Raw genomic sequence first — 21554 nt, 5'->3', positions numbered from 1 at the left:
CCGGCCAGAGGGGACGCAGCAATGTTGGATGCGCCGCCGCCGCCCGCAACCCTGTGGCAGCGTCTGGAGGGGGACGCCCGCGCCTTTGCCGCGCAGAATCCGACCCGTTTCTGGGCGATCCGGCTGGCGATCATCCTGATGCTCGACGCGCTGATCATGCTGGGCGGTTTTGTGCTGTCGCGCCTGATCCTGTCGGACCTGACCATGCCGCAGACGCTGCATGAACCCTGGTTCACCGCCCTGTTCATCGGCGCCAACCTGACCGCGCTGTTCGCGATCGGCACCTATCGGCACAGCTGGCGTTTCGTGTCGATCGGCGACGCCCTGCCGCTGGCCGTCAGCCTGCTGGTGAGCAGCTGGCTCATCTGGATGATCACCGCCGGACTGCTGGTGCCGCAGAAAATGTATCGTGGGCCGATGACGGTCTTCCTGACCGTCGATGTGCCGCTGACCGTCGTCGCCCTGCTGGCGGCGCGGGTTGCCCGGCGCGCTTTCTTCCAGCGGGTTCGCGCCGCCCGGCTGCGCCGTTCGGTCCGGGCGCGGCGCCGGATCCTGCTGCTGGGTGAGCTGGACTGGGCGCGGGTGATGGCGGACCTGGTTCCCACCGATGCCCATAGCGGGCTGGAGATTGTCGGTGTCATTTCCTTCGACGGGCATGACCGGCGGCTGCATGTCGGTGGGCTGCCGATATTGGGATCGCCCGATATGCTGCCGCGGATCGTCGCCGATCTGGACCGGGCCGGAAAGCGCCCGGTCAGCCTGGTGGTGCAGGAAAGCAGCGAACGGCTCGACCGGCAGCAGATCTTGCGCATCGCGGCGCTGGCGGAGCAGGAAAATCTGGTCGTATCCCGCTTCCGCAATCCCTGGACCAGCGCGCAACCGCCGAACGGCGACCGCATGGCGATCGAGAAGATGCCGCTGGCCGAACTGCTGGGACGCCCGGAAATCACCGTCCAGCACAGCTATCTGGAACGCGTCGTCACCGGCGCGCGGATCATGGTGACGGGGGCAGGGGGGACCATAGGCGGCGAACTGGTGCGCCAACTGGCCCATTATGCCCCGGCGGAGATCGTGCTGCTCGATCACAGCGAATATAATCTCTACGCGATCGAGATGGAGGCGCGGGAGAAATTCCCCCATGTCCGCTTCCACGCCGAACTCTGCTCGATCCGCCAGCGCCCGGCGCTGTGGCAGGTGTTCGAACGGCGGCGGCCGGAGATCGTCTTCCACGCCGCCGCGCTCAAACATGTACCGATGGTGGAGGCCAATCCCTGCGCCGGGGTGCACACCAATGTGCTGGGCACGCGCAATGTCGCCGATGCGGTCTGCGAATTCGAAGCCAGGGCGATGATCCAGGTATCGACCGACAAGGCGGTCAATCCCGTCGGGCTGATGGGCGCGACCAAGCGGCTGGGCGAGCTTTACTGCCAGGCGCTCGACCTGATCGGCAGTTGCGATCCGGACAGCCCACGCTTCCTGACGGTCCGGTTCGGCAATGTCCTGGGGTCGAGCGGGTCGCTGATCCCGCTGTTCCAGCATCAGCTTGCCACCGGCAAGCCGCTGACCGTCACCCATCCGGATATAGAGCGCTTCTTCATGACGGTGCAGGAGGCGGTGCTGCTGATCCTCCAGAGCAGCGCCCGCGCGCTGGAGACGGATTCGGAACGCGGCACCATCTTCGTGCTCGACATGGGCGAGCCGGTGAAGATCGTCGAGATCGCCCGTCGCGTCATCCGCATGGCGGGGCTGCGGCCGGAGATCGACGTGCCGATCAAGTTCATCGGTCTGCGCCCCGGCGAAAAGCTGTTCGAGGAGCTGTTCGATACCACCGAGGACAAGATCGAAAGCGCCATCCCCGGCATTTTCGAGGCCATGCCCTCGCCCATTCCGCTGGAAATGCTGGTGGAGGGTTTCGGCCAGCTCGCCCGGCTGATCGCGGCGGGGGACGCGGACGAGCTGGTCAGGCTGACCCATGAGATGGTCGCCGCCTCCGCCAGTTCGCGCTGGGCCGAGATATTGCGGCGGCTGGCGGCGGAAAGCAGCGATACGCTCTTCATGATGCCGCGCCCGGCGGAAAGCTCCGCCGCGCTGCCGTCCTCGCAGACCCATCTCCCCCGCGATGTCGCCTGATCCCGCCGGAGTCACTCCATGATGCAAGCCGCTCCTGCCCCATCCGCGATCCAGCTTCGCCTCAGTCCGCTCGACCATCCCGAATTGCGCTGGCCGCAGCATGAGGCGGATGAAATTGCGGCGGTGGTGCGCATATTGGAAACCGGGCGGGTCAATTCGATGATCCATGGCGAACAGACCCGCGCGTTCGAAGCGGAATTCGCGGCCTTTTGCGCTGTTCCCCATGCGATAGCGGTCAGCAACGGCACGGTGGCGCTGGAACTGGCGCTGCGCGCGCTGGGGGTCGGGCCGGGCGACGAGGTGATCCTGCCCGCGCGCAGCTTCTTCGCCAGCGCGGCCTGCATCGTGGCCGTCGGCGCCGTGCCGGTCTTTGCCGATATCGATCCGCTCAGCAATGGCATCGACCCCGCCTCGGTCCGCCGGATGCTTGGGCCGCGCAGCCGGGCGATCCTCTGCGTCCATCTGGCGGGCTGGCCCTGCGCCATGGCCGAATTGCGGGCGCTGGCCGACGAAAAGGGGTTGTGGCTGGTCGAGGATTGCGCGCAGGCGCATGGCGCGACCCTGCATGGCCGCCCGCTCGGCAGCTTCGGCGACGCTGCCGCTTTTTCCTTCTGCACCGACAAGATCATGTCGACCGGGGGCGAGGGGGGCATGGTCCTGCTGCGGGATGAAGCGCATTGGAAGCGCGCCTGGGCCTATAAGGACCATGGCAAGAATCCGGACAAATTCTTCACTTCGGCGGCAGGCAGCGGTTTTCGCTATCTGCACGACAGTTTCGGCAGCAACTGGCGCATGACCGAAATGCAGGCCGCCATCGGCCGGCTGCAACTCGCGCGGCTGCCCGTCATGCTGGCCCGGCGCCGCAGCAATGCGCAGACGCTGATGGACCTGCTCGGCCATGATCCCGCGGTGGAGGTTCCGCCCGTTCCAGGCTCTGTGGGACATGCTTTCTACCGCCTCTATGTCACCATTGCCGCCGACCGGCTTGGCGAGATGGGGACGGGGCCGATCATCGAGCGGATGGTGCGCATGGGCATGCCGGTCGGCATCGGTTCCTGCGCCGACATGACGCGCGAGGCCGCCTTTGCCGGGCTGGATGTGCGCCGTGACGCCGATCTGCCGGTCGCGCAGGATCTGGGCCGCCGCAGCATTGCCTTCCCGGTCGATCATCTGCTCGATGAAAGCGACATGCACCGGCTCGCCAACGGCCTCCGGATTGCGATGGCGGAACCGTAAGGCTGATCGAGGGGACTATCGGATGAGCAACGACCGCCTGCCGCATTTCGTCATCATCGGTGCCGTCAAGGGCGCAACCACCTGGATTCACAACCAGCTTCGGGACAATCCTGCAGTGTATCTGCCCGCGCCGGAGCCGCATTTCTTCAGCCAGGACCATCATCTCGGTCTCGACCATTATCGCCGCTTCTTCGACGGGGCGCGGCCGGAGCAGATGCTGGGAGAGAAATCCGCCGACTATCTCGCCCATCCGCAGGCCGCTGCCCGGCTGGCGGCCGCCCTGCCCCGGGCGCAGCTGGTGGTGCAGCTGCGCAATCCGGTCGATCGCGCCTATTCCGATTACAAGATGCTGTTCCGGCGCGGCACGGTGACGCAGGGACCGGAAGCCTATCTGGATGGCCGCCCCTGCGACCAGCCCCGTTTCCTGGAGGATGGGCTTTACGCCCGGCATCTGCGCCGCTGGCGGGAGCATTTCGACGCGGATCAGATCAAGGCGATCCTGTTCGAGGATGTGAAGGTCGCGCCCGAAGCCACGGTGGCGCTGGTGAACGATCATATCGGCGCGCCATGCCATTATTCGGAAGCGGTCGGTTCCGATCCGCGCAACGACAGCAGCGAACGGTTCCTGCCGTTGCCGGTCCGCACCGCGCTCGCGCCGCTGAAGCAAGCGGCCCGTCCGCTGCGCGGCCATCCCATGTTCGAAAAGGTGCGCGGCCTGTTCGCCCGCCAGATCGCTTATCCGCCGCTCCCGGCATCGCTCCGTCGGCGCATGGTCGACTATTATGCACGCGATATCGAGGATCTGGAAAATCTGATCGGCCGCGACCTCAGCCACTGGAGGCAGGACCGGCGATTGGCCGCCTGAGGGGCGGGGAGGGGACTCTCCTTCGAATCATCCCGAAAGCGGTGGTCCCTCGCTCCTTTTTGCCCGCGTCCGACCCGTTATTGCCCGCCCCTGAATCAGCCGAAGGGCTTAAACTTTCGCTCATCCATTCAAGAGGGGAAGCAGATGCGCAACCGGCTTTACCATGGTGTTTGCCTTGGCCTTTTCGCCCTGTCGGCAGCCTGTTCGAGCGGGCTTTCCGGCCTTTCCAGCCTGCCTCCGGCGCCCACGGTCGCCTATCGTCTCGGGTCGGGTGACGAGGTGCGGGTAACGATCCCCGGCCTCAATGCCACGGACCCCGGCAACAGCAGCTATGTGATCAACGACCGGGGGCAAATTTCCCTGCCGGTCCTGGGCGATGTCGACGCCGGCGGCAAGACGGTGCCCGAATTGCAGTCCAGCATCGCCCGGCAACTGACGCAGCGGCAATTGCTGAACGCCCCCACCGTCAGCGTCCAGCCGGTCAGGCTGCGTCCCTTCTACGTGCTGGGCGAGGTGAAGAGTCCGGGCGAATATCAGTATCGCGCGGGCATGTCGGTGCTGGCCGCGGTCTCGGTGGCGGGCGGCTACACCTTCCGGGCGGAACAGGGCAGCGTCGCCATCACCCGCATGGTCGATGGCCGCCAGGTCGTCGGGCGCGCGGGCGAGCGCGACATGATCCAGCCGGGCGACACCGTGCGCATCTACGAAAAGTGGTTTTGATGCACCGGACCGTTTCGGGCGGCGCGGCCGCCGTGCTGATGCTCGGTCTTGGCGCCCTGCCGCTGTCGGTGGCGCGCGCGCAGGACCTGCAATCGCCCACGACCGCGCTCGATGCGCCGGAAGCGCTGTTCGTGCCGACCCCGCTGACGCTCGGCAGCGCGACGGTCGAAATCGGCGGGGCCGCGCGGCTTGAATATGACAGCAATATCTATGCGCAGGCCTTTGGCGAGAAGGACGATTTCCGCCTGCTCTTCCGGCCCTATGCCGAACTGAACCGCAAGGGCGGCGCGGTCGCGATCAACGCACGCGCCGAGGGGGATTTCCGCAAATATTTCCGGTATGACAGCGAAGATGCCATTGGCGGCAAGGTCACCGCCGGGCTGAACTGGACCCCATCCGCATCGGACAGGCTGGGGGCCGCCGCGAGCTGGCAACATATCATCGAGGATCGCGGCGAGCCGGAGGGCAATACGCTGCCCTCCATCGGCCCGCGCGAATTGAATGCGCTGGACGGGGACATTTCCTACATCCATCAGGGCGCGCATATCGGTTTCATGCTGCGCGCTTCGGCGTCGCATTTCCGCTACAGCAAGGCGATCGACGCCAATCGCGACCTCGACAATGTGGGCGCGCTGGCCCGCGTGATGCTGCGCGTCTCGCCGCTGATGAACGGCTTTGTCGAAGGGTTCGCGTCCCGACGGGATTTTCGCCAGACGCCGCAGGCAGGGGAACTCAACCGCGATTCGCGCACTTATGGCGGCCGGGCCGGCATCGCCATCGATCCGGGCGGGACTTTGCGGGGCGAGGCGGCGGTCGGTGTCTATCGCTTCGATCCCAGGGACAGCCGCATCGCGCCGCGCACCCGCATGTCGGCGGAAATCGGCCTCACATACGCGCCCCGGCCGCGAACGGCGATCACGCTGGACGGCTTTGTCGGCAATGTCGCGACCTATCGGGCGGGCGTACAATCGCGTGAGGACATGCGGTTTCGCCTGGGCGTTCAACAGGAAATCCGCCACAATCTGCGGGGCGAGCTGGGCCTGGTCTATCGCCGAAGCAAATATTTCGGCACCAGCCTGACCGAGAAAATCTACGGCATCACCGGCGAGCTGGAATATGCGCTCAATCGCCGCGTCGCCCTGGCGGCCAATGCGCGCTGGTCCAAACGCGACAGCACCGGTGCGCTGGACGATTATGACCGCACCCGCGTCGGGCTGGAATTGCGTGTGCATTATTGACCCGCCGCTCCCTGCCCCAAACTGAAACGGCACCACCCAAAGAGGCAAAGCCTAACCCCTTCGCGCAATGGACTTGGGCCTGACCGGCGAGGACACTGAGCGCCATAACTGCGTGTTTATACAGGATTCCGCCGCATGCTGGTAAGAGCATCCAGGCCGCCGTCGGTTGCGTTTGTCCTTCCTGGACTTGGCGCGGGCGGGTCGGAACATATCGTCAGCCTGCTGTGCAACCATCTCGCGGTACAGGGCTGGAACGTAACCCTGATCGCATTCGAAGATCCATCGGTCGTGCCCTATTATCCCCATCATCCCGATGTGCGGATCATCCGCCTGGGCATGAAGGCGCGCCGCCGCGCGGCCGTGTCCGGCACCATCGCCATGATAAGGCGGCAAGGCCTGCTCAAGGACGCGCTGAAACGGCTGCGCCCGGAACTGGTCGTCAGCTTCCTGACGCGCACCAACGTCCTGGCGGTCATGGCCGCCCGTTCGCTGGGCATCCCGATCATCGTCTCGGAACGCAACAACCCTGCCTTGCAGGGCGTTGGGCCGGTGTGGGGCCGGCTGCGGCTGATGACCTACCCGCGCGCCGTGGGGCTGATCACCATGACGCAGGGCGCGATGGACTGGTTCACCGCCGCCATGGAGGTGAGGGGGTGGGTGATCCCCAATCCCGTGCCGCCTGCCATAACCGCGGCGGAGCGGCGGCCGGCCGGGCGGACGATCGGCGCCGTGGGGCGGTTGGTGCCGCAAAAGGGCTTCGACCGGCTATTGTCGGCCTTTGCCCTTGCGGCGGCGCAAATTCCCGACTGGAAGCTGGTGATCTGGGGCGAGGGACCGGAGCGTGAGGCGCTGGAGCGCCAGCGTGACCGGCTGGGGCTGGCCGATCGGGTCAGCCTGCCCGGTGTCACGAAAAAGCCGGGGGAATGGATCGCGCAATCCGACCTGTTCATATTGTCGTCCCGCTTCGAAGGCTGGGGGATCGTCGTGGGGGAAGCGATGGGGGCCGGGTTGCCCGTGATTTCCTTCGATTGCCAGTGGGGACCGGCGGAAATGATCGAGCATGATCGCAGCGGCCTGCTGGTACCCAACGGCGATGTCGATGCGCTGGGGCGGGCTATCGTCGCGCTTTGCACCGACGAGCCGCGCCGGGCCGCACTGGGAAGCAGGGCGCGGGCACGCATGGCGCAATTCGGTCATGATCAGGTTCTGGCCCGCTGGCAGTCGGTCATCACCCATGTTCTGGATCATCATCGGGTGAGGGCAGGATCATGAACATGATGTCGCTGAAGGGCTTTGCGCGGGCGATGCGGCGGCGCTTGCGGGACGAACCGCATCTGCGCCTTGCCGCAGCGCGGGCCGATGCCTTTCTGGTATCCTATCCCAAAAGCGGGCGCACCTGGCTGCGTTATCTGCTCTCCTGCTATTTTGCGGAAAGCGCACGGTTGGGTTTCGAACCGGACCTCACCAGCACCTTTCGCGTGCTGCCCAATTTCGACCGTGACCGGGTGCGCGGCATCGACGCTTTTGTCGGGCGCGGCAGCAAAGCCGATCTGCCGCTGATCCTGGTCAGCCATCTGCCCTATCGCGACCGGCTGTTCCTGGACCGGCCGGTCCTGTTCCTCGTCCGTGATCCCCGCGATGTGATCGTATCGGCCTATTTCCATGCGACGCGTCACAAGAGGAGTTTTGCGGGGGACGTCGCGGCTTTCCTCGACGAGCCGAAATATGGGCTGGCGGCGCTGACGCGTTATCTGAACGGCTGGGCGGAGGGGCTTTCCAGGCGGCCGCATCATCTGATCAGCTATGAAACTATGCTGGCGGAACCGGAGGTGACCGTGGCGGGCATCCTCTGTTTTCTGGGCGTGCAGCCGCAGCCCGACACGCTGATGCGCGCCATCGCCGCGGCGCAGTTCGACCGCATGCGCGACAAGGAGCGCGACGGCGGCATCCCGGGCCATGACTATGACCGCAATGACGATCAGAGCATGCGGATGCGCAGCGGCAAGGCGGGCGGCTTCGCAGAGTGGTTGAGTGCCGATCAGGCCGATCTGGTGCTGACGCGTTGCCGCGCTTCATTGTCGCCCCGCGCGCTCAGGCTGTTGGCGGCCACCGGCGTCGACCTGTAGTCATGCGCATCTGTTCGATCATCACCAGTTTCACGTCGGGCGGCGCGGAGATGCTGGTCTGCGATCTGGCGGAGGCATTCGCCGCCGATGGTCATGAAACGACGGTGTTCGCCCTCAGCGACGCCGTGCAGGTCGGCAATCCCACCGATACGGAAATGGCGATGATGGCGCGCGTCCGGCAAAGCGGTGCAACGGCCATGTCGCTGTCGCTGGCCCATCGCAACAATTGGATCGGCGGAACGCTGGCCCTGCGCCGGGCGCTGCGGACGACAAGGCCGGACGTGATCCACACGCATACCGCCCGCGCCTTGCCGCTGATCGCGCTCGCCATGCCGCGCGTCCCGGTGGCGCTCACCCATCATAACAGCCGCCTGTCTTTTCCACCTTCGGCTTTCCATCTCTTCAACCGGATCGTCGATGCCTATGTGGCGATCAGCGATCAATGCCGGACGATGTTGCAAGCTCATGGGCGCCAGCCGGTCCGCCTGATCCTCAATGCCGCCCATCCCCGTTTTCAGGCGGATCGGCCGCGTCTGAAGCCCGCCCATGACCCGCTGATCCTGGCCGTCGGGACAGTGTCGGAGCAGAAGGATTATCCGACCCTCCTGGGCGCGGCCCAGCCTGTGGTGGATGCTCTGGCCGCGCAGGGCCGGAAAGCGCGAATCTGCATCGCGGGCGGTGGGCCTGATCTTGCGCGGCTTCAGAGCCGGGTGGCGGGGCAGCCGGTCGAACTGCTGGGCGCGCGAGGCGATGTCGACATGTTGATGCGGCAGGCCGATCTGTTCGTGAACTGCTCCTTGTGGGAGGGCTTTCCCATCTCCATGATCGAAGCTTTGACGAGCGGATTGCCCATCGTCGCGACGCAGGTGGCGGGCAATCGGGAAATGATCGTGCCTGGGGTGAACGGCCAGCTTGTCCCGCCCTCCAACCCTGCCGCGCTTGCTCACGCCATGGTCGATATATTGAGCGATGAGACAGGCTATGCTGCCCTCTCGCGGGGCGCGCTGGAGACAGCCGGCCGCTTTTCGATCGAAAGCTGCGCCAACGCCCATCTCCGGCTTTATGAAGAACTGCGCGCTGTTCGTCATCGCCATGGCCTGAACCATGGCATGGCACCAGCCGAATGACCACCGGCGGCGATTATGGATATACCCGCCTTGCACCGGCAGTCGGGCGGATTTTCATGATAATCCTGACGCCTGTCCGGTTTGGAAAGGTGCCATGCGCATAGCGGCCCTGACAGATATTCACGCGGCGAGCGATCCGCTGCAGCTCGCCCTGACCGCCGCGCGCCGTGAGGGCTTCGACGCCATGCTGATCATGGGCGACCTGCTGACCTATGGGGTGCAGCCGCTGGAGACGCTGGAACTGGTGCAGGGCGCGGTGGCGCGCGACGGGGCGATCCTGATCGAGGGCAACCATGACCTGCTCTATCAATCCTCCCCCCTGGCAGCCGCCTATCACGCGGGCCTGCCCGACTGGCTGCGCGAGAGCGTGGACTGGACCGCGGCGCATATCCCGGCGAACAGCATGAGCGCGTTCGACTGGCGGGAAAGCTGGTCGGCCGGAACGCTGTTCGCGGCCCATGCCAACCCCTTCGCCTTTGGCGACTGGCGTTATATCCGGTCGGCCGAGGACGCGGAGGAAGCCGCCGACAGCCTTGCGGGGCAAGGCTTTCTGTACGGCCTGTTCGGCCATGTCCATCGGCAACGCCGCTATGATTGTGCGGCGGCCACCATCTTCACCCTCGCCTCGCTTGGCCAGCCCCGGGACGATGGGGACCGGACGCCGAAATGGGCGATGGTTGAAATCAGGGGAGATTTTGTGAACGTCGAGATCCGCAATATCGATTTCGATCCGGAGGATCAGATGCATGCCATCCGCGGCACGACCTTGTCCGCCGCCACGCAGGAACGGCTCTGCCGCTATTTCGCATGAAGATACTGGTCACCGGCGCCGGCGCCCTTCTGGGGCAGGGCATCATCAGGTCGCTGCGGCAATCGACGCTGGATTGCACCCTGATCGCCGCAGACCCCAGTCCGTTGTCTGCGGGCCTCTATTGGGCGGACCGGGCCTATCGCCTGCCCTTTGCCGATGACCCGGCCTTTGGCGACCGCATCCACCAGTTGCTGGATCGGGAGCGGCCCGATGCCGTGCTGGTGGGGACGGACGTGGAATTGCCGTGGTTCGCCGCGCAGCGCCCGCGGCTGGAGGCGCTGTTCCATACCCATGTGCTCGTCAGCGATCCGCGTGTGGTCGCCATAGCCGACGACAAGCTGGAAACCGCGCGTTTCTTTGAGGATGTCGGCCTGCCCCATCCAGCCTCGGCCGCTTCCGGGGATGAGGCGGCGGTCACCGCGCTGGTGGAAGGGGTGGGCTTCCCCCTGATCGTCAAGCCGCGCATAGGCGCACGGTCGGTCGGCGTTTCGCTGGTGCGCGACCGGGCGGAACTGGCGCAGGCGCTGGAGGGACGGCAGGGACTGGTCATTCAGCAATGCGCGGGCGAGGCGGATCGGGAATATACCGCCAGCGTGCTCTATTTCGATAGCGAGGCGCAGGCGTCGATCGTGATGCGCCGCGACCTGCGTGACGGCAACACGTACCGTGCCTATACGGGCGACTATCCGGAACTGAATGCGCAGGTGCGTCTGCTGGGCGATGCCCTGAAGCCTCATGGCCCGGCCAATTTCCAGTTCCGCGTCGATGCCGATGGCACGCCCCGCGTTTTCGAGATCAATGCCCGCTTTTCCGGTACCACCCCGCTCCGCGCCCTGGCCGGGTTCAACGAGGTCGAGATGTGCGTGCGCAAGCTGCTGTACGGCACGCCGATCGTCCAGCCGCCGATCCGGTGCGGTGTCATTCTGCGCCATATGGACGAGATGTTCGTGCCGCGGGACAGGATCGATGCCGTGCCATGAGGGCGGCCCCTCTAATGGCTTTGACCGGCGGGTCCGGTTTCATCGGCCGTCATTTTGCCGATGGGTTGCGCCGTCATGGCTACCGCATCCGTCATCTTGCCCGTCGCCGTCCTCCCGACGGCGATCCGCAGGACGAATGGTTGCCCTTCGATCTTGGCGCCGCCGATGATGCGGGGTCGAGTCTGTCGGGCTGTGCCGCGCTGATTCATGTCGCGGCGCATATCCCTGCCCGGCATGACGATCCTGAAGAGGCTTCCCATTGCCTGCGCATCAATGCCCTGGGCACACTGCATCTGGCCGATGCGGCGGCGCGCGCAGGGGTCGGCCGCATCATCCAGACATGCGGCGCCAACGCCTATGCCCCGTCGATGGAGCCGCCGGATGAGCAGGCCGCCCTGTTTCCCCCCAGCAGGGGCTATTATCTCGGTTCGAAGATTTTGCAGGAAATCTATGCCTTGGAACGTTGCAAGGGGAGCGGCGTGATGCTGCAGACCATGCGGATCGCGTCCCCCTATGGACCGGGGCAGCAAGCCGGGGCGATCGCGGCGATGGCGCGGGCCGCGATGCGGGGAGGGCCGATCCAGGTCAGTGGGCAGGGTCTGTTCGGGGCGGATTTCGTCCATGTCGACGACATCGTGCAGGCGCTGCTCCTGCTGCTGGAAGACGGGCAACAGGGCGCCTTCAATGTCGGCAGCGGCATGCGGACGACGATCGCTGCATTGTCGGGCCGCATTTCCGCCCTGACCGGCGCGCGCGTGGTTCACGAGCCCATCGACGGGCGAGAGGAGGATAGCGGCTTTTCCGCGCTGAATATCGATCGGCTGCGTGCCTTGGGATACCGGCCGATGGCGCTGGACAGTGGCCTCCGATCCCTTTTTGTCCAGAGTGCGCTATGTTAGATTAGACGCAGGCCGCGCGGGCCAATTTCTTGTCTCTCGGATCATCCAAAGCGGAAAACCGGTTTCCACTTTTTCGCACGATGCTTCAGCTACCGTTGGGGCCGCCGGTGTTGCTGCCGTTGTTGCCGCCCATGCCGCCGGCGCCGACCGCGCCGATATTGCCGAAAATCTCGTCGAACAGGCTGCGATGGCGGCCGAGAGTCGGGGTCTTGTCGCCCGACGGCGAAATGCGCGCGACCTGTTCCAGCCCCATGCGGTCGACCGCGACGACATTGCCCGCCGCATCGAATTTCACGTGCAGGACCGTCTGCGACACCGGCTTGGGATTGGAAAAGGCAAGCGCGCGCATGTCGCGCGACACATAATACCAGTCCTGGTCGCCGAACTGCGCGACGAAGCTGGGGCGGCCCAGCGTGCCTTCCACCGATGCGCGGTTGTCGATGCCCGGCTGGACCGAATCGACCAGCAGCTTGTCGACCTGATAGCCCTGATGGGTGCGGATGCGGGTGCAGCCCGACGCGCCCAGAAGCAGCGCGCAGAGCCCTGCCGCAAGCAAGATCCGCCCGCTGCGGGATTGGCGGCTGAACTGGCGCATCAACTTCTCCTGCGGGGATCGCCCCGGACCTTGGCCGAAAAACAAAGCCGCCATTGCATCGGGCGGCTGGGCGATCAATATGGAAATGCGCGGGCCTCGGCAAGGGGCCGCCGCTCGGTTCAGCCAGGAAACAGTTTCGTCATGCCCAGCATCTTCCAGCGTCTGTTCGCTCCCAGCGATCCCAGGGATGCGATGCGCCCCCTTTACAACGCCATCGTTGCGGAGGGACGCCAGCCCCATTGGTATGTGGAAGGGCAGGTGCCGGACACGATCGACGGCCGGTTCGACATGATCGTCGCGGTCCTGGCGCAGGCTCTGATCCGGCTGGAGGCACTGGGCGCGGCGCAGGAAAGCGTCTGGCTGACCGAGCTGTTCGTCGACGATATGGACGGCCAGTTGCGGCAGGAAGGGATTGGCGACGTCGTCGTCGGCAAGCATATCGGCCGGATGGTGAGCGCACTGGGCGGGCGATTGGCGGCCTATCGCGCGGCTTTGGCCGGTGAGACCGAACTCGCCGAGGCCCTGCTCCGCAATCTCTACCGCGGGCAGGCTCCATCCGCCGAAGCGCTGACCCATGTCGAATCGCATTTGCGATCGCGCTGGGTCCGGCTCGGCTGCCTCAGCCGGGATGCCTTGATCGCCGGAGACCTTGGATGACCGAAACGCCCGAATTTTCCCGGCCGGTCCGCGTGGACCAGCTCGCCCGCCATGCGCAGCCGGTGACGATCACCGCCGACCCCGCCGAACGGGCAGCGCTGGCCAAACGGTTTCATCTGCTCGCGCTGGACCGGCTGGAAGCGGATTATGCGTTGAGCGAGGAGAATGGCGCCATTCTCGCGCGTGGACGGGTGCGGGCCGATCTGGCCCAGCCCTGCGTGGCCACGGGCCTTCCGGTCCCGGAAGCGGTCGACACCGACTTCCTCCTCCGCTTCGTCAAGGAAGGCGAGGGCCAGGCCGAAGGCGACGAGCTGGAACTGGATGCCGAGGATTGCGACATCATCGGCTTTGACGGCCTGGTGCTCGACATGGGGGAGGCGGTGGCGGAAACCGTCGCGCTGGCGATGACGCCCTATCCCCGCTCGCCGGAGGCCGACAACGTCCTGCGCGAAGCGGGCGTGTTGAGCGAGGAACAGGCCAGCCCCTTTGCCGCCCTGTTGTCGCTCAAGGACAAGGGATGAGGCTGTGGCAGGCCGGACCGGCTCTTGCCTTCTTGTGCACTGCTCTTCCGGCGCCTGGCGCTGAACCCACTTCCCTGATCGGGGAGCGGCGCGCCCGCACCGAATGGGCGAAGGCGGAAAATCGAAAATCCTGCGCGCCGGTCGCCCTTGCCGCCTCCGGCGATCCGGAAGGAACGCCCCGCGCCGCTGCTTTCGGCGGCGGCTGGGCGGTCGCTTTCGACCTGCCGGGCCTGCGCAGCGCCTATGGCTTCGCGGGCACTGGCCTGTTGCCCGGCGACGGGGATGGCGGCCAGGCGGATGCCCAGGTCCAGCGGCGCAGGCTGGCCAGCCAATGGCCCTATTTCCGGGAACTTTCCCATCTGCCCACACCCTCCTTCGCGGGCTACGGCCAGGAAGGGGCGGAAGCCTATCCCGCCGACAATCCGGCTGGCGCGGGCCTTCATTCGCTCGCTTATCTGCGGATCGGCGGCCAGCGCTGCACCTATAATGTGTGGAGCCGGATCAGCCGGGCGCATCTTGAATGGATGCTCGACAATCTGCGGCTTCTGCGCCGGCGATAAGCCTGCCCGTTTCCTTCCCGTCCCGCACTGTGCCATAGGCGGATCATGGACGCCCCGCCGCGCAAGATCATCCATATCGACATGGATGCCTTTTATGCGTCGGTCGAGCAGCGCGACGACCCCAGCCTGCGTGGCAAGCCGCTGGCGGTGGGCGGCGGCGGACCACGCGGCGTCGTCGCCACGGCCAGCTATGAAGCGCGCAAATTCGGCGTCCGTTCCGCCATGCCGGGCGCGCGGGCCAGGCGGCTATGTCCCGACCTGCTGTTCGTGCGGCCCCGGTTCGAAGTCTATCGCGCCGTATCGGCCCATGTGCGCGAGATATTTTCGCGCTTTACCGACATCGTCCAGCCGCTTTCGCTCGACGAAGCCTATCTCGACGTCACGGTGAACAAGATGAGCCTCACCTCCGCCACCCGCATCGCCGAGGATATCCGTCGCCTGATCCGCGAAGAAACCGGCCTCACGGCTTCGGCGGGGGTTTCCTATAACAAGCTGATCGCCAAGCTCGCCTCCGACCAGAACAAGCCCGACGGCATCTGCGTCGTCCGGCCGGAGGAGGGCGCCGCCTTCATCGCGAAAATGCCGGTGCGGCGCATCCATGGGATCGGCCCGGTCACGGCCGGACGGATGCAGGCGCTGGGCATCGAGACCGGCGCGGACCTGCGCGCCTGCGATCTTGCCTTCCTCCAGCATCATTTCGGCAGCGCAGCGCAATATTATTATGGCGCGTCGCGGGGGCTGGACGACCGCCCGGTCCATGAGCGGCAGGAACGTAAATCGGTGAGCGTCGAGGATACGTTCTTCGACGATCTCAGCAGCGAAGAGGCGCTGATACCGGAAATGGACCGGATCGCGGAAAATCTCTGGAGCCGGATCGAAAGAAGCGGCGCCTATGGCCGCACCGTGGTGCTGAAGATCAAATTCGCCGACTTCCGGATCATCACCCGGTCGAAAAGCTTCGGCGCGCCGGTGCGGTCCGCCGGATTGCTGATGGAAACGGGCCGCGCCCTGTTGCGCGCCCAATTGCCGTTACGCATGGGTGCCCGGCTGTTGGGCCTTGGCGTCCACAATCTCGATCATGAGGAACAGGATGGAGAGGCAGGCGAACAACTCCGCCTCTCGCTGTGAAGATCAGAAGGGCAGCCAGTTCCGCTTTTCGGTGAACTTCATATAGCCGGCATTGATGCCCAGCCGGTATCCGACGCCCAGCCGGATCGGGATGAGCACCACGCTGCCCCAGCGCAGATAGCTGGCGGTGAAGCCGCCCACCAGATAGGCGGTGCCCTCCGCCGCCGGAAAGCGGTGATACAGATCCTGTGTGTCATAGAGATTATAGACCAGAACGAAGGTATTGGCCGCATTGCCGCCCACGTCGAAGCCGATGGAGGGACCGGTCCAGTAAACCTCGCGCTTGCCCTCGATCTTGTGGTTCAACGTCCCCGACCCATAGCGCAGACCGACGACGAACGCGCCGGAAGCCTCCCGCCCGGCAATATAGGCATTGGGGCGGCCCTGATCCTTCAGGATCTTCTCGATGATTCCGGCCAGCCCCTCCGCGCCCTTGCCGAACACGCCCTCGGCCGCCCCGATCAGGTCGTCCTGCTGATAGGAATCGCCGGGAGAAAGGGCGGCAGGCGGCGAATTGGCCGAGACCGGCGCGCCGGTCGCGGTCGCCCCCGTATTGGCCGGCGGCGTATTGGGAGCCGTCCCGCTGGCGGCTGGAGCTGATGGAGCCGACGAAACGCTGTTGTCGACGCCGGGTTCGGTCGGTGCGCTGTTTGGCTGCGGCGCCGGTGCCAGATCGGAATCGATCGCCGTGTTCGGATCGACCGTGCGCACCTGCGCCTGCGCCGCGACCGGCGCCAGCGTCATTCCGGCCAGAGCGGCCGCCAGCGCCCCGGCGCGCGCCATGCGGCTGGATACCCGCCCCACTATCCCGATCATGCCCGATACTCCCGAAAAGGCCCGCCTTAGATGATCCGTCGGATTATCGGCCATCAAGCTGAAACGACAATGAACGAACGGCGACCCGAGTCGATTCCGCGCCAGTCCGAATCCGATATTCGAAATGGACGCCATTTTTCGTGATCAAGGACCGTTGCCATGGGCGAAAGCCGTCGCTATAGGCCGACACCTAGCCACTGCTCACCTTTCCGGTGGGCAAATTCGTGCGGAGACGTGGGTGAGTGGCTGAAACCAGCGGTTTGCTAAACCGTCGTAGCCTTAAGGGGCTACCGAGGGTTCGAATCCCTCCGTCTCCGCCACCTTTCCATCCTCTCACAACCGGGCCAATCTCTGAAAGTCCCACATTTCTGCGGCTTTCAGGGTGATTCGGGTCTCCTGCGATTTACCGCCTTCCATCGGCAACCGATTGGATTTGTGGTAAGATTTGTGGGAGATTTTGAGCATGGGAAAGCTCTCGGCAACGGCCGTCAAAGCCGCAACGCGACCCGGCCGGCTAGGTGACGGCGATGGTCTCTTCCTGCTCGTGCAGCCGGGCGGAACGAAAAGTTGGGTCTGCCGCGTGCAGAAGAACGGCAACCGCCGCGACTTCGGGCTGGGCAGTGCTTCGAAAATATCGCTGGCGCGGGCGCGGGAACGTGCACGACAAATCCGGACATGGATGGAGATGGGCCTCGATCCGCTGTTCGAACGTCGCAAGGCGCAAGGGGTGCCGAGCTTCAGGGAGGCTACCGCAAAGGTTCTGGCCGCTCGTCGCAAGACATGGCGGAACGAGAAACATGAAGGCCAGTGGCTTCAGACCCTCAAAGCCTATGCCTTTCCGCACATCGGCGATGTACGGGTCAGCGAGATCACAGGACCCATGATCCGCAACGCCCTTGCCGAAATCTGGCTGACGAAGCCAGAGACGGCTCGACGCGTGAGGCAGCGGATCGGCACTGTTCTCGATTGGGCCTATGCCTCGGGTTATCGGGAGAGCGAGGCTCCCATGCGGGCGATCACGAAGGGCTTGCCCAAGCAGCCCAAGAAGGACGGCCATTTCGCTGCCATGCCTTATGCCAAGGTGCCTCGGTTCGTCCTCAAGCTTCGGGAACGCGAATCATTCAGTCGTCTGGCGCTGGAGTTTGCGATCTTTACGGCTGCCCGTTCGGGCGAGGTGCGAGGGGCTAGCTGGGGTGAGATCGATTTGGAAGAAAAGCTCTGGACCATTCCCCAGGAACGAATGAAAGCCCATCGGGAGTACGTAGTTCCACTTTGTCCGCGCGCTATCCGCATCGTCGAGCGATGTGCCGAACTGCGTATCGGCGATTGCCCCCTCATCTTTCCCGGCATGCGCGGAAACCAGCCGATGTCAGACATGACTCTGACCAAGCTCATCAAGGAAATGAAAGAACCTTACACGGCCCACGGGTTCCGATCGGCATTCCGGGACTGGGTCAGTTAGGAAACCGACTATCAGGGCGAAATTGCTGAAGCGGCGCTCGCACATGTCGTCAAGGACAAGACCGAGGCGGCATATCGCCGAGGTAACCTCCTCGAGAAGCGCCGCAGCCTCATGACAGACTGGGCAAAGTTCATCGGTAGCTGACTCATCTTGCTGCAGAAAGAACGGCACCGCTTCTCTATCTTGGCGGAGCATTCCAAGATGATGAACCGACCAGTGTCACGTCACCTTCTAGGTCACTTGACGCCTTCGCGATTGAAGCGCTCTAACCAGAATAGGCTAGGGGGCGGCATGGCGCGTGGCGAAAATCAGGTGAATGTCTATCTGACGGTCGAGGAGCACGCGGCCTTTCGTTTATATGCAAATAAGTTCCTGCTCGACGCCGCGGCTTTGCTCGCATTACTCTTTGCACGCGAGCTGCGAGTCGGTCGGCTCCGCCAGCTCATATCTAGGGATGCGCCGCCCGATGATCCCAGGAAAGCCAAGGTCACCGCGCGTCTCAATGAGCGCGATCGGGCCGCACTCATGACGCTGGCGCAGAGCCAGGGCTTGAAGCTTTCCCAGCTCGGCGGCGTTCTCGTGCGAGCTGAGCTCGCGGAAAGCTGGCTCGCGCACGTCTGTACGACTCGATTCGAGTCGTGAAGCCTGAATTTATATGTTAACCTTGGTGGAATAACCGGGGGGCGTGACGGAGATGACGATGCAGACGCATGCGATGGCTGTTCGATTGTCGAAGTTCAAGGTCGGTGACCTTGCGCTCAAGTCGGCGCTTGAGCTCGAACGCGCACGCGCTGGCGTCGATTATGACAAGTCGCAGCTGACCGAGCTCGCCGATGCGTTGCGCGTCTCGGCCGGAGAGGACGAAAATGCTGGCTCCGTCGCTTACATGCGACCAGGCTATTTCGAGCCGTTCGAGCGTGTCTATCGTTCGAGCCATGCCATCGAGCCGAAATCTTCTGACGATATTCGCAAGTTTGTGATCGCTGCTATAAAGGATATCGACACCGCGGCGAACAAGAAGATCGATGAGAAGCTTTTGACCAAGCTTGTCGATTTCTGCCTCGAGCTCAACAGAGAGTTCGTTCGTCAGCCAACGGAGAACAGGGGTGGAAGACGACCGCGCAGCGTCGCAATTGAGGCTCTCGTCGGCTAGGCGCCGGATCGACGCCTTCATCGAGCAGATCGACATACTCTCGGCGTCGAGCTTCCCACATGATGATGGCGAAGCCGCACTCGCCGCGATTCGGCACGATTGCGTCAAGCTGCGCAAGGATCTCAACCTGCCGGCCGGCATCCGGAAAGATGTGGTTGATCAGCTATGTCTCGCGCTTCTCGATAAGGTCGATGACTATACAAGCATATTGGGCTTCATCCTGCGCTCGACCAACGTCCGCAATCCCTTCGAGCTGCACTATATCGTCAAGGATCTCATCCGCCGCGTGATTGGTGACGACGTGAGCCTGCTCATCTCGTCGGAATGGTCCTACACGCCCTTCACCTATCCCATGAGTATCGATCAGTTGCCGACGTCGATCCTCATCGGCACGCCCGCACCCGAGGCGGGCAATCCCCTCCTCATTCCCCTAGCCGGACACGAAGTGGGGCATTCGGCGTGGCGAACCTTCGGATGCGCGCCGCATTATGCCGCCGATGTCAGTGCCGCCGTCACCCGGCAGATCGATACGACGCGAGCAGGCAAGGATCTGCTCGCAACGTCGCCGCTGGGGCCTCTAGACAGCGAGCGCGTCATCGACCGCTGTGCCGGCCACGTCATGCGCCAGATCGAAGAGGTCTTCTGCGATCTCCTTGGCCTCTTCCTCTTCGGCCACGCCTTCATCGCGTCGTTCGACTATCTTCTCGGCCCCGGCGCGGGGCGCCGCTATGATCTCGATTATCCGAGCGACCAGCAGCGCATGGCCATATTGCTCGATGCCGCATCTCCCAGTGGTGATGGGCTCGCTATCGCCTACGACCCCGCTATGACCGATCGCTGGACGAGCGCGGTCGCAAGTCCTGAAGTGAAAAATGAAGCCGAGATCATCGACGCCGCTACCGCTGAAATGGTGCCGCGCGTTCGGGACGAACTTTTCGCACGATTACGGGCCAAGGCGTTGGAGCCACCTAGACAGGCGGTGATCAAGAATGTCCTCGCCTCCTTCGAGCGGGGCGAACCGCATTCCGATCGCGTAGAACTGGGCGAAATCGTTTCGGCTGGCTGGCTCCGCCTGCGCGCGCTCGACACCACAGTCTTCTTTGGCAAAGATGATCGCGCGCGCGAGTCCGAACGGACGAAAAGCTACAAGGTTCTCGCCGATCTCGTACTCAAAACCATCGAGGTCGCCGAATATCATGACAGGATAGCGGGCCATGCTTAATGCCGAGGATATTTGCGCTCGTCTTGGCCTCGAGCCCGGCGACCCCGATCGCTTATCAATCGTGCCACGACCTGATGAAAGTGCCTTGAAATCCCGGGGCGGCACATCGGTCGACCTTCGCCTGGGCCGCTGGTTCAGATCATTCAAGCCGTCCAAATCGAGCGAGGCGAAGCTCTGGCTCGAGCCCGAGCCGTTGTTCATGCAACCTGCGGACACTCTGCCGCCAGACGCTCAGCGCGCCACGCCCGGTCGCGATGCGATGCGCACAAGCGAGCATTTCGTGCGGTTCGGCAAGAACTTCGTCCTGCATCCCGGCCGCTTCGTTCTGGGCGTGACGATGGAGTGGCTGACCTTGCCTCAGACCCTCTCGGGCTATGTATCCGGCAAATCCTCACTCGGCCGTCATGGCCTCGTGATCGAGACCGCCGCCGGGCTGCACCCAGGCTTTTCGGGCTGCCTGACGCTCGAGCTCGCGAACGTCGGGGAAGTTCCGGTAGCAATCTCGCCGGGCATGGAAATCTGTCAGATCTTCCTGCACGAAATCGCGGCGCGCGAAAGCGACAGCGTCGGCACCTTTTCGGGCCAGCGCAAGCCCGCCATATCGCTTCCTAAGCAGGACAGGATATTCGACTTGCTGCGCGGAGCGCATCGCTGACGCTTGTCCCCGTAAGCTGAGCTAATCCAGACAGAAATAGAGAAAATTCCGCTGGCCATTATTTGAAAGGCTGGCAATCTCCAATGCATCAGCAGGAGCGGCGATGCCTCCTGACTGTTTCGGGGGGAATATCGTGGGTCGAACGAGATCAACGCTGCTGCGCGCAATGCCCATCATTGACGGTGGCAACGGATGAGCGACCCCGTCGCAGCCCCTTTTGCGGACGAGGTGCTGGGCGAAAGCCAGCCCATCGATGGTGTCGGCCTCTGCCTATCGGGCGGCGGCTATCGTGCGATGCTCTTCCATGTCGGCGCGCTCCGTCGTTTGCTCGAGACGGGCAAGCTCTTCGAGTTGACGCGCGTTTCCAGTGTCTCGGGCGGTTCGATCACCGCAGCCGTGCTGGCGCTCGCCTGGAATGATCTCAGAAACGGCGGCATGAAGGCCTTCGATGCTCAAGTGGTGAGGCCGTTGCGGGGCCTTGCAAGCGTCACCATCGACGACCGTTCGATCATCGGCGGCATCCTCCTTCCCGGCAGCATCGCGCAATATGTCGCCAACGCCTACGCCAAGCACCTTTTTGGCGAGCGTACGCTTCAGGACCTTCCCGAAAACCCCCGCTTCATCATAAACGCGACCAATCTCGAAACTGGTTC

23 protein-coding genes and 1 tRNA gene are annotated in these 21554 nt (G+C 64.2%); 22 read left to right on the top strand and 2 right to left on the bottom strand.

All coding sequences use genetic code 11. The features are described from left to right. The first annotated feature begins 21 nt into the window (after positions 1-21). The 11 genes from MJ601_RS12160 to MJ601_RS12110 all read left to right on the top strand — a co-directional run bounded on the left by MJ601_RS12160 (position 22) and on the right by MJ601_RS12110 (position 12132). On the top strand, positions 22-2130 hold the full coding sequence (locus tag MJ601_RS12160; RefSeq protein WP_242126737.1) for a polysaccharide biosynthesis protein: 2109 nt from the start codon (positions 22-24) through the stop codon (positions 2128-2130). Between the two features lie 18 nt (positions 2131-2148). After that, the gene (locus MJ601_RS12155) at positions 2149-3366 is read left to right on the top strand and encodes a DegT/DnrJ/EryC1/StrS family aminotransferase (protein WP_242126735.1); all 1218 of its coding nucleotides are present in this window, start codon (positions 2149-2151) and stop codon (positions 3364-3366) included. A gap of 22 nt (positions 3367-3388) precedes the next feature. After that, the gene (locus MJ601_RS12150; RefSeq protein ID WP_242126733.1) at positions 3389-4231 is read left to right on the top strand and encodes a sulfotransferase; all 843 of its coding nucleotides are present in this window, start codon (positions 3389-3391) and stop codon (positions 4229-4231) included. A 144-nt stretch (positions 4232-4375) separates the two neighbouring features. Continuing rightward, positions 4376-4951, top strand: coding sequence for a polysaccharide biosynthesis/export family protein (locus MJ601_RS12145; protein ID WP_242126731.1), 576 nt, complete (start codon positions 4376-4378; stop codon positions 4949-4951). Beyond that, positions 4951-6189, top strand: a complete 1239-nt coding sequence (locus MJ601_RS12140; protein WP_242126730.1) for an outer membrane beta-barrel protein — start codon at positions 4951-4953, stop codon at positions 6187-6189. Before MJ601_RS12145 ends, MJ601_RS12140 begins: the two co-directional genes overlap by 1 nt. 135 nt (positions 6190-6324) lie before the next feature. Beyond that, complete coding sequence (locus MJ601_RS12135) at positions 6325-7461, top strand: glycosyltransferase family 4 protein (protein WP_242126728.1); 1137 nt, start codon at positions 6325-6327, stop codon at positions 7459-7461. Further along, positions 7458-8315, top strand: a complete 858-nt coding sequence (locus MJ601_RS12130; RefSeq protein ID WP_242126726.1) for a sulfotransferase domain-containing protein — start codon at positions 7458-7460, stop codon at positions 8313-8315. The genes MJ601_RS12135 and MJ601_RS12130 overlap by 4 nt, the downstream gene beginning before the upstream one ends. Positions 8316-8317: 2 nt before the next feature. After that, on the top strand, positions 8318-9442 hold the full coding sequence (locus MJ601_RS12125) for a glycosyltransferase family 4 protein (protein ID WP_242126724.1): 1125 nt from the start codon (positions 8318-8320) through the stop codon (positions 9440-9442). A 94-nt stretch (positions 9443-9536) separates the two neighbouring features. Further along, positions 9537-10253 carry a metallophosphoesterase family protein gene (locus MJ601_RS12120; protein WP_242126722.1) on the top strand — a complete coding sequence of 239 codons (717 nt, stop codon included), beginning with the start codon at positions 9537-9539 and terminating at the stop codon, positions 10251-10253. Next, the gene (locus MJ601_RS12115) at positions 10250-11233 is read left to right on the top strand and encodes an ATP-grasp domain-containing protein (RefSeq protein ID WP_242126720.1); all 984 of its coding nucleotides are present in this window, start codon (positions 10250-10252) and stop codon (positions 11231-11233) included. The genes MJ601_RS12120 and MJ601_RS12115 overlap by 4 nt, the downstream gene beginning before the upstream one ends. A gap of 14 nt (positions 11234-11247) precedes the next feature. Continuing rightward, positions 11248-12132, top strand: a complete 885-nt coding sequence (locus MJ601_RS12110) for an NAD-dependent epimerase/dehydratase family protein (protein WP_242126719.1) — start codon at positions 11248-11250, stop codon at positions 12130-12132. 85 nt (positions 12133-12217) lie between these two features. On the opposite strand, the gene MJ601_RS12105 is transcribed toward MJ601_RS12110, so the two are convergent. Next, positions 12218-12781 carry an outer membrane protein assembly factor BamE gene (locus MJ601_RS12105; protein WP_491572913.1) on the bottom strand — a complete coding sequence of 188 codons (564 nt, stop codon included), beginning with the start codon at positions 12779-12781 and terminating at the stop codon, positions 12218-12220. Between the two features lie 87 nt (positions 12782-12868). On the opposite strand from MJ601_RS12105, the gene MJ601_RS12100 reads away from it, so the two are divergent. From MJ601_RS12100 to dinB, 4 genes are read left to right on the top strand one after another with little or no spacing between them, the layout of a single operon-like run. After that, positions 12869-13384, top strand: a complete 516-nt coding sequence (locus MJ601_RS12100) for a ubiquinol-cytochrome C chaperone family protein (protein ID WP_242126715.1) — start codon at positions 12869-12871, stop codon at positions 13382-13384. Next, positions 13381-13905 (top strand): DUF177 domain-containing protein, encoded by a 525-nt coding sequence (locus MJ601_RS12095; protein WP_242126714.1) that lies wholly within the window; start codon positions 13381-13383, stop codon positions 13903-13905. Before MJ601_RS12100 ends, MJ601_RS12095 begins: the two co-directional genes overlap by 4 nt. After that, on the top strand, positions 13902-14465 hold the full coding sequence (locus MJ601_RS12090) for a hypothetical protein (protein WP_242126712.1): 564 nt from the start codon (positions 13902-13904) through the stop codon (positions 14463-14465). The genes MJ601_RS12095 and MJ601_RS12090 overlap by 4 nt, the downstream gene beginning before the upstream one ends. Positions 14466-14510: 45 nt before the next feature. After that, positions 14511-15593 carry a DNA polymerase IV gene (dinB, locus tag MJ601_RS12085; protein WP_242126710.1) on the top strand — a complete coding sequence of 361 codons (1083 nt, stop codon included), beginning with the start codon at positions 14511-14513 and terminating at the stop codon, positions 15591-15593. 3 nt (positions 15594-15596) lie between these two features. Here dinB and MJ601_RS12080 read toward each other — a convergent pair whose 3' ends face one another. Beyond that, positions 15597-16409 carry a DUF1134 domain-containing protein gene (locus MJ601_RS12080; protein WP_242126707.1) on the bottom strand — a complete coding sequence of 271 codons (813 nt, stop codon included), beginning with the start codon at positions 16407-16409 and terminating at the stop codon, positions 15597-15599. 228 nt (positions 16410-16637) lie between these two features. Between MJ601_RS12080 and MJ601_RS12075 the strand changes: the two genes are divergently transcribed. The 7 genes from MJ601_RS12075 to MJ601_RS12045 form a co-directional block, all read left to right on the top strand. After that, positions 16638-16729: transfer RNA gene (locus MJ601_RS12075), tRNA-Ser, on the top strand. A gap of 143 nt (positions 16730-16872) precedes the next feature. Then, on the top strand, positions 16873-17871 hold the full coding sequence (locus tag MJ601_RS12070) for a tyrosine-type recombinase/integrase (RefSeq protein ID WP_242126705.1): 999 nt from the start codon (positions 16873-16875) through the stop codon (positions 17869-17871). Between the two features lie 291 nt (positions 17872-18162). After that, complete coding sequence (locus MJ601_RS12065) at positions 18163-18513, top strand: hypothetical protein (RefSeq protein ID WP_242126703.1); 351 nt, start codon at positions 18163-18165, stop codon at positions 18511-18513. A gap of 52 nt (positions 18514-18565) precedes the next feature. Continuing rightward, positions 18566-19024: a hypothetical protein gene (locus MJ601_RS12060; RefSeq protein ID WP_242126701.1), complete on the top strand. Its 459-nt coding sequence runs from the start codon at positions 18566-18568 to the stop codon at positions 19022-19024. After that, positions 18978-20246 (top strand): hypothetical protein, encoded by a 1269-nt coding sequence (locus tag MJ601_RS12055; protein WP_242126700.1) that lies wholly within the window; start codon positions 18978-18980, stop codon positions 20244-20246. The genes MJ601_RS12060 and MJ601_RS12055 overlap by 47 nt, the downstream gene beginning before the upstream one ends. Beyond that, a complete protein-coding gene (gene dcd, locus MJ601_RS12050) occupies positions 20239-20901 on the top strand; it encodes a dCTP deaminase (protein ID WP_242126697.1) in 663 nt (220 codons plus the stop codon). The genes MJ601_RS12055 and dcd overlap by 8 nt, the downstream gene beginning before the upstream one ends. Positions 20902-21129: 228 nt before the next feature. Beyond that, positions 21130-21554, top strand: a 425-nt coding sequence (locus MJ601_RS12045) for a patatin-like phospholipase family protein (protein ID WP_242126695.1), incomplete at its 3' end; no start/stop codon positions are given.

This window comes from Sphingobium trunci (genome assembly GCF_022664535.1).
Classification (GTDB): Bacteria; Pseudomonadota; Alphaproteobacteria; order Sphingomonadales; family Sphingomonadaceae; genus Sphingobium.
This window is presented reverse-complemented; position numbering and strand designations above follow the sequence as displayed.

Coding starts and splice junctions, on each gene's coding strand:
- MJ601_RS12160 (WP_242126737.1), top strand. CDS start 22: ATGTTGGATGCGCCGCCGCCGCCCGCAACCCTGTGGCAGCGTCTGGAG.
- MJ601_RS12155 (WP_242126735.1), top strand. CDS start 2,149: ATGATGCAAGCCGCTCCTGCCCCATCCGCGATCCAGCTTCGCCTCAGT.
- MJ601_RS12150 (WP_242126733.1), top strand. CDS start 3,389: ATGAGCAACGACCGCCTGCCGCATTTCGTCATCATCGGTGCCGTCAAG.
- MJ601_RS12145 (WP_242126731.1), top strand. CDS start 4,376: ATGCGCAACCGGCTTTACCATGGTGTTTGCCTTGGCCTTTTCGCCCTG.
- MJ601_RS12140 (WP_242126730.1), top strand. CDS start 4,951: ATGCACCGGACCGTTTCGGGCGGCGCGGCCGCCGTGCTGATGCTCGGT.
- MJ601_RS12135 (WP_242126728.1), top strand. CDS start 6,325: ATGCTGGTAAGAGCATCCAGGCCGCCGTCGGTTGCGTTTGTCCTTCCT.
- MJ601_RS12130 (WP_242126726.1), top strand. CDS start 7,458: ATGAACATGATGTCGCTGAAGGGCTTTGCGCGGGCGATGCGGCGGCGC.
- MJ601_RS12125 (WP_242126724.1), top strand. CDS start 8,318: ATGCGCATCTGTTCGATCATCACCAGTTTCACGTCGGGCGGCGCGGAG.
- MJ601_RS12120 (WP_242126722.1), top strand. CDS start 9,537: ATGCGCATAGCGGCCCTGACAGATATTCACGCGGCGAGCGATCCGCTG.
- MJ601_RS12115 (WP_242126720.1), top strand. CDS start 10,250: ATGAAGATACTGGTCACCGGCGCCGGCGCCCTTCTGGGGCAGGGCATC.
- MJ601_RS12110 (WP_242126719.1), top strand. CDS start 11,248: ATGGCTTTGACCGGCGGGTCCGGTTTCATCGGCCGTCATTTTGCCGAT.
- MJ601_RS12105 (WP_491572913.1), bottom strand. CDS start 12,781: ATGGCGGCTTTGTTTTTCGGCCAAGGTCCGGGGCGATCCCCGCAGGAG.
- MJ601_RS12100 (WP_242126715.1), top strand. CDS start 12,869: ATGCCCAGCATCTTCCAGCGTCTGTTCGCTCCCAGCGATCCCAGGGAT.
- MJ601_RS12095 (WP_242126714.1), top strand. CDS start 13,381: ATGACCGAAACGCCCGAATTTTCCCGGCCGGTCCGCGTGGACCAGCTC.
- MJ601_RS12090 (WP_242126712.1), top strand. CDS start 13,902: ATGAGGCTGTGGCAGGCCGGACCGGCTCTTGCCTTCTTGTGCACTGCT.
- dinB (WP_242126710.1), top strand. CDS start 14,511: ATGGACGCCCCGCCGCGCAAGATCATCCATATCGACATGGATGCCTTT.
- MJ601_RS12080 (WP_242126707.1), bottom strand. CDS start 16,409: ATGATCGGGATAGTGGGGCGGGTATCCAGCCGCATGGCGCGCGCCGGG.
- MJ601_RS12070 (WP_242126705.1), top strand. CDS start 16,873: ATGGGAAAGCTCTCGGCAACGGCCGTCAAAGCCGCAACGCGACCCGGC.
- MJ601_RS12065 (WP_242126703.1), top strand. CDS start 18,163: ATGGCGCGTGGCGAAAATCAGGTGAATGTCTATCTGACGGTCGAGGAG.
- MJ601_RS12060 (WP_242126701.1), top strand. CDS start 18,566: ATGACGATGCAGACGCATGCGATGGCTGTTCGATTGTCGAAGTTCAAG.
- dcd (WP_242126697.1), top strand. CDS start 20,239: ATGCTTAATGCCGAGGATATTTGCGCTCGTCTTGGCCTCGAGCCCGGC.